The sequence below is a fragment of the uncultured Pluralibacter sp. genome (assembly GCF_913775985.1).
Taxonomy (GTDB): domain Bacteria; phylum Pseudomonadota; class Gammaproteobacteria; order Enterobacterales; family Enterobacteriaceae; genus Pluralibacter.
This window is the reverse complement of the sequence record NZ_CAJYMB010000080.1, coordinates 1-6,743: the sequence shown is the minus strand read 5'-3', so window position 1 is coordinate 6,743 and position 6,743 is coordinate 1. Positions and strand designations below refer to the sequence as shown.

At 52.9% G+C, this 6,743-nt stretch carries 6 protein-coding genes; 1 reads left to right on the top strand and 5 read right to left on the bottom strand.

The window, feature by feature from the left end:
* From QZ766_RS08645 to chaB, 3 genes are all read right to left on the bottom strand, one after another.
* Window positions 1-1,624, bottom strand: a 1,624-nt coding sequence (locus QZ766_RS08645; protein WP_297200261.1) for an Ig-like domain-containing protein, incomplete at its 3' end; no start/stop codon positions are given.
* Window positions 1,625-2,351: 727 nt separating this feature from the next.
* Window positions 2,352-3,020 (bottom strand): gamma-glutamylcyclotransferase, encoded by a 669-nt coding sequence (locus QZ766_RS08640; protein ID WP_297200264.1) that lies wholly within the window; start codon window positions 3,018-3,020, stop codon window positions 2,352-2,354.
* 204 nt (window positions 3,021-3,224) lie between these two features.
* Complete coding sequence (chaB, locus tag QZ766_RS08635; RefSeq protein WP_297200258.1) at window positions 3,225-3,455, bottom strand: putative cation transport regulator ChaB; 231 nt, start codon at window positions 3,453-3,455, stop codon at window positions 3,225-3,227.
* A 264-nt stretch (window positions 3,456-3,719) separates the two neighbouring features.
* Between chaB and chaA the strand changes: the two genes are divergently transcribed.
* Window positions 3,720-4,814: a sodium-potassium/proton antiporter ChaA gene (chaA, locus tag QZ766_RS08630; RefSeq protein ID WP_297200256.1), complete on the top strand. Its 1,095-nt coding sequence runs from the start codon at window positions 3,720-3,722 to the stop codon at window positions 4,812-4,814.
* 61 nt (window positions 4,815-4,875) lie between these two features.
* On the opposite strand, the gene kdsA is transcribed toward chaA, so the two are convergent.
* Together kdsA and sirB1 are read right to left on the bottom strand one after the other, a co-directional pair.
* Window positions 4,876-5,730, bottom strand: coding sequence for a 3-deoxy-8-phosphooctulonate synthase (gene kdsA / locus QZ766_RS08625; protein WP_297200253.1), 855 nt, complete (start codon window positions 5,728-5,730; stop codon window positions 4,876-4,878).
* A gap of 39 nt (window positions 5,731-5,769) precedes the next feature.
* Window positions 5,770-6,579 carry an invasion regulator SirB1 gene (sirB1, locus tag QZ766_RS08620; protein ID WP_297200250.1) on the bottom strand — a complete coding sequence of 270 codons (810 nt, stop codon included), beginning with the start codon at window positions 6,577-6,579 and terminating at the stop codon, window positions 5,770-5,772.
* Window positions 6,580-6,743 lie beyond the last annotated feature (164 nt).

Below are 6,743 nucleotides of genomic sequence, written 5' to 3'. Positions count from 1 at the left end.
GCGTCCAGCTGCCGTCCGCGCCGACAACCGCGTGGCCGAGCTCGGTTTCACCATCAAAAATGGTCACCGTGCTGCCAGGCTCGCCCTTACCACTGAGGGTTGGCGTACTGTCATTCAGGCTGCCGCCCGCCGCAACCGCAGCGCCGGTTTCGTCATTGGTGATAACCAGATCGCTGACTGCCGCTGGCGCGGCGGTGTCTATGGTGAAGGTTGGAAGCGTCACGGGTGCGCTAACATTGCCCGCCGCGTCAGTGGCAGTCGCCGTTAAGCCGCTGTAGGTCCCGTCTGCCAGCTCCGGCAGAACCAGCGTCCAGCTGCCGTCCGCGCCGACAACCGCGTGGCCGAGCTCGGTTTCACCATCAAAAATGGTCACAGTGCTGCCCGGCTCGCCCTTGCCGCTCAGGGTTGGGGTGCTGTCGTTCAGGCTGCCGCCCGCTGACACCGCCGCGCCGGTCTCGTCATTGGTGATAACCAGATCGCTGACTGCCGCGGGCGCGGCGGTGTCAATTGTAAAGGTCGGGAGCGTTATCGGATCGGAGGCGTTGCCGGCGGCGTCGGTCGCCACCGCGGTCAGGCTGTCATAGGTGCCGTCAGCCAGCTCCGGCAGGACCAGGCTCCAGCTGCCGTCCGCGCCGACAACGACGTGGCCGAGCTCGGTACCGCCGTTAAAAATGGTGACCGTGCTTCCCGGCTCGCCCTTACCGCTCAGGGTTGGGGTGCTGTCGTTGAGGCTGCCGCCCGCCGCCACGCTGGCGCCCGTCCGGTCGTTAAGGACGGTGATATCGCTGACCGCATCCGGTGCCAGCGTATCTACTGTGAATCCGGGGACATGAGCTGCCTCGCTGCGGTTGCCCGCGGCGTCTGTGGCGACGACGGTCAGATTATCAAAGGTGCTGTCGCCAAGCCGCGGCAGCGTAATACTCCAGGATCCATCGGCGGCGGCTTTTGTGGTACCGAGGATATTCGTACCATCGTAGATAGTGACCGTGCTACCGGGCTCCGCCAGTCCGCTGATGGTGGGTGTGGAATCATTTGTCGCGCCGTTGGCGGAGATTGCGACGCCGTTTCCGGCAACATGCAGCACTGCAACAAAAGGTGGCGTGACGTCCGGAGGATTACCCTTATCCGGATTTTCTGTAGTCCCGCCACCGGTACTGCCGTCCGAATCACCGTCATCAATAATCACATTTCGATGATGATCATCTTTATCATCGGCCAGCGCCAGCGTGACCGCCGCCGCTGCCAGGCCGCCCGCAGCAGCAAAAAGCCAGGGGCTTAAACTGTCTCCCCCGGCCTCTTCAATCATCAGCGCGTCAATATCGCCTAACGGCTCAAAATGCAGGCCGGCCTGAGGATCTTTAACCCACCAAAGCGCGCCCTGCGCATCCTCAAGTACCAGCTCGTTACCATTGCCATTTTTATCAACCACAAAGTAATTATGCACTGTTGTGGTTTCGCCGCTTTTAAGGGTAATAACCAGGTCATTACCATTACGTGAGAGCTGAGATATCTCTTTTGGATCGAGCTTTATTTTAACAATCGTCGGCCCGGAAAGATTAATAAACGCGCCATTAGCAGAGGTAGTTGCACCGCCATCTCTGGCAGTAAGCATAATATTCGCCATACATGAACCCTCATTTCAGTATTATTTTTAGCCATTATAAAATTGAGTTAAAGAGAGTCCCGGATCACAATAAATACAAGTTCTGAAAAAACAAAAAGTATCGACATCACTAACGTGAAATCAATAAATTATTTATTCAGACAAAAGACAACCCTTAATACCTTGCCGAGCAAAATATTATTTTTAATTGTTTTATTTTTACCACCCAACCATAAATAACCACATCAATCACAATGAATTGGGGAGGCTTGCCAGTGGCGTTAGGCCAGGCGCAGCCTTCTTACTCCGCAATAAAATGGAGTATTGTGATTAACAGCAGTAGCGATATGGCAGGTGAGATTTATTATCTATATTTCATTATTTTCCCGACAACTTAAGAACTATTCTTTAGGAGTGTAGACGGTGCAGTTACAAAGTGAAATGGGTTGCAATCAACGCTTAAAGAAAAATGTGACAAACCTCACTTACCACTAAGTAAGTACCTGTTTCGCATTAAAATAAAGTTTCTTCTGAATTAATACATATCGGTGAAAACATTATCAGCGACTGTATGATATATTTTAAAAATCTCAAAACATGATATATTTTAAAATTAATTTTTAACTCATTATTTAAAAATAAAAGAGAGCGTTATCATATTGATAACGCACCAGTAATCGGTTCAACAGAAAATTTTTTAAATAAAATCGGAGAAGTGCAGCGTTATACGCTGCTAAAAAGAGGATTATCAGAGTAAATCGTTAGTTTTCAGCTCGCGGACTCTGGACACCAGCTCATCAAGGCAGTCGTCCTTCATACCAAGCAGCTTTAGTGCTTTATCGAGAGAAAACAGGTACTGCGCGTTGCTGCCGAGCGGGCCGCTGGCGGCGGCGATTAGCGGCGCGACCACCTGAGGACAGGAGTCCGACTCATACAGAGGATGGCGGGGATCGATAATGAACACCAGCGCGTTTACCGTTCTGCCGTCATCCAGAGAGAGCCGGCACCACGTAGGCAAGTAGCAACCGGTGATCATTTCCCGCTTCCAGAGTAAAGAGAGCTCTTCTTCAAGCACATCCTCGTTCAGACAATAGGCCACGCCGGTGGTGCGCCCGCCCTGCTTAAGCGCCAGCATGCGTCCGGGCTGGCAGGAGGTACCGCGTCCGGCCGTTAAGCGCAGGCAGAAAGCCCGGTGCCAGCCCAGCAGCGTACCGGTGCAGGAGTCAATATAGTTAAGCGCCGGGTTCCATATCAGCGAGCCGTAGCCAAAAATCCAGACCGGGCTGTCATCAGGCCGACAGGCCAGAGTTGCAGCCAGTGAAGCCGCGCGCTGTTCTGGTGACCAAAACAGCGACTCTTCAATTGTGCCAAAAGCAGTTTTGCAATCTGCTTTCAACAAAAAATCACGGGTTAACACCATCTTTACCTCCGCCACTGCATGCTTCCCTGCCACCTCATTCCTGCATCTACCCGTCATAATTCACGCTGCAGGCAACGTGCATTAGTGAGGGTTGATCTGCCGAAATATTATCCAGAAGACGGTGATGATATGCAATGCCGCTGCCCCGTGAAAGCAACCCTTGCTAAACGTGAGTGAAAAGAGCAAATGGTAGACAAAGTACTACTTTTTCCTGTGCCATTTATCATCTTCCCCTTTCTGGTAATCGTTCTTGACTGCCGCCCATGCGACGCGATGGGCTGTCTCCTCACGCGTGGCGTCATCGCGACGGTCTTCTTTATGCCTGTACTGCTCCCAGGCACTGTTAAACGCTTCTTTGTAGATATCCTGCGCGTGGGCAGGTAGAACATGCTGCACGCTTTCCGGGAGCTCGTTGCGGTTTTTATAGGGCATTTTACCTCCTGATTTCAGCCAAACTCTCAGTGTGGATGAGATTAACCGCTTACGCCAGCAGGTAAATTATTCAGTGAAAATTAAAAACATAAGATACTGTTATAATTGTATAATTAACAGAAAAGAAAGAGATATATGAGCCAGAGATGAATTACCTATCAAGACGTAAATTTCAGTAAAAAGTCTGGGTTAAGCTATTCAGTCTGTTATTGTAGCGTGCTGGACTATCTATAATTAAAACGCCTGCTTAAATGGAGAAGCAACATGACACACACTCAAGAGGCGGTAAAAACCCGCCACAAGGAGACATTCCTTATTTTGCCGGTGCTGGCGATGGCGGTACTGTTTTTCTGGGGAAACAGTCAATCGCTGCCGGTTGTTTCGGGTATCAATCTTCTGGCGCTAATCGCCATTTTAAGCAGCGCGTTCAGCGTAGTTCGGCACGCCGACGTACTGGCGCACCGCCTGGGCGAACCCTACGGCTCGCTAATTTTAAGCCTTTCAGTGGTTATTCTTGAAGTCAGCCTTATTTCTGCCCTGATGGCCACCGGCGATGCAGCACCGACACTGATGCGCGACACGCTTTACTCCATCATAATGATCGTAACCGGCGGGCTGGTTGGATTTTCACTGCTGATGGGCGGGCGTAAATTCGCCACTCAATATATGAACCTGTTCGGCATCAAACAGTATCTGATCGCCCTCTTCCCACTGGCGATTATTGTACTGGTCTTCCCGATGGCGCTGCCTGGGGCCAATTTCTCAACCGGGCAGGCCCTGCTGGTCGCGCTTATCTCCGCGGCTATGTACGGCGTATTTCTGCTGATTCAAACCAAAACCCACCAGAGCCTGTTCGTATACGAGCATGAAGACGAAGGTGACGATCCACATCACGGCAAACCCTCTGCCCACAGCAGCCTGTGGCACGCAATATGGCTTATCGTGCATCTGGTTGCCGTTATTGCCGTAACCAAAATGAATGCGAATCCGCTGGAAACTCTGCTGTCGAGCATGAACGCGCCGGTAGCGTTTACCGGTTTCCTGGTGGCACTGCTGATCCTCTCTCCGGAAGGTCTCGGCGCCCTGCGGGCGGTACTTAACAATCAGGTCCAGCGCGCAATGAATCTGTTCTTCGGATCGGTATTGGCCACCATTTCACTGACGGTGCCGGTAGTGACGGTAATCGCCTTCCTCACCGGCAACGAGCTGCAGTTTGCCCTCGGCGCGCCGGAAATGATTGTAATGGTAGCGTCGCTGATGCTGTGCCAGCTCTCGTTCTCTACGGGGCGCACCAACGTGCTCAACGGCGCGGCGCACCTGGCACTGTTCGTGGCTTACCTGATGACAATCTTTGCGTAAAGCTGCATCAGATACGAAAAAACCCGCCGCGGCGGGTTTTTTTACATCTTTAAGTGAGAGCTTAGTGGCTGGTATCCAGCTCGTCGAAATTCTTCACCAGATCGTCAATTGCTTTAATCTGCTTCAGGAACGGCTCCAGCTTGGCCAGCGGCAGCGCGGACGGGCCGTCGCATTTTGCATGCTCAGGATCCGGATGCGCCTCAATAAACAGCCCCGCCAGCCCGGTAGCCATGCCGGCGCGCGCCAGCTCGGTAACCTGACCGCGGCGGCCGCTGGAGGCGGCACCAAACGGATCGCGGCACTGCAGCGCGTGAGTGACATCAAAGATAACCGGCGAGTTGCCGGAGACAGACTTCATGACGCTAAAGCCGAGCATATCCACAATCAGGTTATCGTAGCCAAACTGGGTGCCGCGATCGCAGAGGATTACTTTATCATTACCGCCTTCGGCGAATTTATCGACGATGTTACCCATCTGGCCGGGACTTACGAACTGCGGCTTCTTAACGTTGATTACCGCGCCCGTTTTCGCCATCGCCTCAACGAGATCTGTCTGGCGGGCGAGAAATGCCGGAAGCTGAATAACGTCAACTACTTCGGCAACCGGCTGCGCCTGCTGCGGCTCGTGCACGTCAGTAATGATTTTCACGCCGAAGGTTTGCTTAAGCTCCTGAAAAATCTTCATGCCCTCTTCCAGGCCCGGTCCGCGATAGGACTTGATGGAAGAGCGGTTAGCTTTATCAAAAGAGGCTTTGAACACGTACGGAATGCCGAGCTTCTGGGTAACGGTAACGTAGTGTTCGCAGATGCGCATGGCGAGATCCCGCGACTCCAGCACGTTCATGCCGCCAAACAGCACAAACGGCAGGTCGTTAGCTACGTTGATATCACCAATGCTGACCACTTTTTGTTTCATGAGATCGCCTTATCAGAGGTTAATCGGATTTGTTCCGGATTAGTGCAGAGTAATGTGTTTGTGCGAAATCGTGTTGATCTGCGCGCGGATGATTTCACTGATCGGATCCTCCGGGCATTGCTCAACGAAGTAATTCAGATCGTTAAGCGCCACGTGCTCGCACTCAAGCTGGGCGTAGATCAGACCGCGGTCGCGAATTTCATAGGGATCTTCAGGATTGAACTGCAGCAGCGCCTCGCTGACCCGCAGCGCCAGCTCCATTTGATGCTCTTCCATCAGCGCCGATTTGAGCGTGTCCAGCAGCTTGCGGATCACTTCCGCATTGTCGGCCTCATCGAGATCTTCATTAAAGAGCTCCGCCACCGGACTCACGTTACCTTTCAGCCACACTTCAAGGGTGTGCTCGTCCAAAGTATCGCCGGTAAACGGATTGATGAGCCACATTTCGCCAGTTTCCACGTCGGCCCGCAGTAAAAGCTGGGTAGGGAAAATCACTGGCGTCATCGGTAAGGAGAGGCGCTGCGCGATCCACAGCATAATGGCGCCGAGCGAAACGGCGCTGCCTTCGCGGTTTTTCAACACCTTATCGAGCCACAGCGCGTCGGAAAGACGATAAATGCCATGGGAGGCGCAAAATCCCCATTCGTCATAAAAAAGCTCAAGTAAGCGCTCAACCTGGCGGCTGTCGGTCCAGGCAGGGCTGATCTCTTCCTGCGCCAGGCGAACCAGCTGCTCCAGCTCGTCGGTCACATACTGTCCCGGAAAGTCGTCCCGGATCAGCTCAGATATGAGGATCATGCCATCACATAGCGGCGCTTTATTAAATTCGAAATCTGCTAATGACCTCATGCCCTACCCCAACAGCGGGCTGCCTCTGGCAGCCGAATAACTTCAAAAAAGGTGCTTATAATAGCGCGATCGCCACAATAATTCGAGCAGCAGGGTCGCGCATTAAGGACGCGGTGGGCAGCTTTCGCGCGGGTTTGCGCGGAGAAAGAGGACGTCGGTGCGCG

Excerpts from the sequence above, each read along its gene's own strand:
- chaB (WP_297200258.1), bottom strand. The coding sequence starts at position 3,455 with ATGCCCTATAAAAACCGCAACGAGCTCCCGGAAAGCGTGCAGCATGTT.
- chaA (WP_297200256.1), top strand. The coding sequence starts at position 3,720 with ATGACACACACTCAAGAGGCGGTAAAAACCCGCCACAAGGAGACATTC.
- kdsA (WP_297200253.1), bottom strand. The coding sequence starts at position 5,730 with ATGAAACAAAAAGTGGTCAGCATTGGTGATATCAACGTAGCTAACGAC.
- sirB1 (WP_297200250.1), bottom strand. The coding sequence starts at position 6,579 with ATGAGGTCATTAGCAGATTTCGAATTTAATAAAGCGCCGCTATGTGAT.